The organism is Streptomyces sp. SID3212 (assembly GCF_009865405.1).
Lineage (GTDB): Bacteria > Actinomycetota > Actinomycetes > Streptomycetales > Streptomycetaceae > Streptomyces.
Window position 1 is genome coordinate 1 of record NZ_WWJY01001033.1, and the last position, 2,389, is coordinate 2,389.

Here is a 2,389-nt window from a genome sequence, read left to right on the forward strand (position 1 = left end):
GTACCGCCGGGCGTCACCGGGGAGTTGTACCTGTCGGGCCCCAACCTCGCCCGGGGCTACCTGCACCGCCCGGGTCTGACCGCGGAACGGTTCGTCGCCGACCCGTTCGACGCCACCGGTGCCCGGATGTACCGGACGGGCGATCTCGTACGGTGGAACGCGCAGGGCCTGCTCGACTACGTGTCCCGCGCCGACGACCAGGTCAAACTGCGCGGATTCCGGATCGAGTTGGGCGAGGTCGAGGCCGCGCTCCTGGCGCGCCCCGGCGTCACGGCCGCCTGCGCCGTGATCCGCGAGGACGAACCAGGCCGGCGCCGTCTTGTCGCCTACGCCGTCACCGGCGACCCGGCCCCCCGCCCCGCCGCCCTCCGTGACGACCTCGCCGAGACCCTGCCGCACTACATGGTGCCCGGCAACGTCGTCGTCCTGGACGAACTCCCGCTCCTGCCCAACGGCAAGGTGGACCGGCGCGCCCTGCCCGCGCCCGACCCGGGCCCCGGTACTTCCGCCGGCGCGGGGCGGCGCACGCTCCAGGAGGACCTGCTATCCGGGATCTTCGCCGACGTCCTGCACGTGCCCTCGGTCGGCCCGGACGACAGCTTCTTCGACCTCGGCGGCCACTCGCTCCTCGCCATGCGTGTGGTGAGCCGCGTCCGTTCCGTCCTGGGCGCCGAGGTCGCCGTACGTACCCTCTTCGAGCACCCGACCGTCGCGGCCCTGGCCCGTGTCCTCGACACACCCGGCCCGGCCCGCCCGCCGGTGGCGCACGCCGCGTCTCGGCCCGATCCGCTGCCGCTGTCCTTCGCGCAGCAGCGGTTGTGGTTCCTCAACCGGTTCGAAGGCCCCAGCTCCGCCTACAACATCCCGCTCGTCCTGGAACTCGGCGGCCGGCTCGACCCGGACGCCCTGCGCGCGGCCCTGGGCGATGTCGTGGAACGCCACGAGGCGCTGCGCACGCTGTTCCCCGAACGGGACGGCGTGCCGCACCAGTTGATCCTCCCTGCCGACACCGCCACACCGGCTCTGCCGGTCGTGAGCACGGCGCCCGCCGACCTGGAGGCGACCGTCCTGGCCGCCGTACGTGAGCCGTTCGACGTCGTCACGGACCTGCCGCTGCGCGCCCTGCTCCTGCGCTCGTCGCCCGTCCACCACGTCCTCGTGCTCGTCCTGCACCACATCGCGGGCGACGGCTGGTCCCTCGCGCCGCTCGCCCGCCATCTCGGCGACGCCTACCAGGCCCGTCTCGCCGGCCACGCCCCCGAGCCGGCGGCGGGCACGCCGCTCCAGTACGCCGACTACACGCTCTGGCAGCACGCGACCCTGGGGGAGGGCGACGGCACACTCCCGAGCGTGCCGCGGAGCCAACTCGACCACTGGCACACCGCTCTCGCCGGACTGCCCGGCCTGATCGACCTGCCGCTGGACCGGCCGCGCCCGGTCACCGCCGACCCGAGAGGGGCCGTCCACACCTTCGACGTACCCCCGGCTCTGCACGCCCAACTCCTGCTCCTGGCACGGGAGTCGGGCAGCAGCCTGTTCATGGTGCTCCAGGCGGCGGTGGCGACCCTGCTGCACCGACACGGCGCGGGCGACGACATCCCGCTCGGCTCGCCCGTCGCCGGGCGTACGGACGAGGCGCTGGAGGACCTGGTCGGGTTCTTCGTCAACACGCTCGTCCTGCGCACGGACCTGTCCGGAAACCCGACCTTCCGTGAACTGCTCGTACGGGTACGAGAATTCGACCTGGCCGCCTACGGGCACCAGGACGTCCCCTTCGAACGTCTCGTCGAGAGTCTCAACCCGGTCCGGGCCCGCGACCACCACCCGCTGTTCCAGACCATGCTGGTCCTCCAGAACCAGGAGACCGTACGGCCCGACCTGCCGGGGCTCACCGTCGAGGACCGGCTCGTCCACAACGGCCTGAGCAAGTTCGACCTCACCTTCGCCTTCACCGAGGAGCGGGACGGGGGCGGCCTCACCGCCGGGATCGAGTACGCCACCGCCCTCTTCGACCGGACCACGGTGGATGCCCTCGCGGCCCGTCTGGTCGGCCTCCTGGAACAGGTGGCCGCCGACCCCGGCCGGCCCGTGGCGGGCCACGACCTGATGACACCGGACGAACACACCCGGGTGACGCGGTGGGGCACCGGTCGCGACCTGCCCGCCGCCACGCCGGACACCCCGGACCCCGCCACCCTCCCCGCCCTCTTCGCGGCCCAGGCGCTCCGCACCCCGGACGCCGTGGCCGTCACCGGCGAGGACACCACCCTCACGTACGCCGCACTCGACCGGATCTCCGCCGACCTCGCCGACACCCTGGCGGGCCTCGGCGTCGGACCCGAGGACGGGGTCGGGGTGGTGCTCGGCCGGTCGGCCGCCGTGGTGTCGG

1 protein-coding gene is annotated in these 2,389 nt (G+C 73.6%); it reads left to right on the forward strand.

The annotated features are described in order from the left end of the window. On the forward strand, positions 1-2,389 hold a 2,389-nt coding region (locus GT042_RS30510; protein WP_161311926.1), incomplete at both ends, for a condensation domain-containing protein.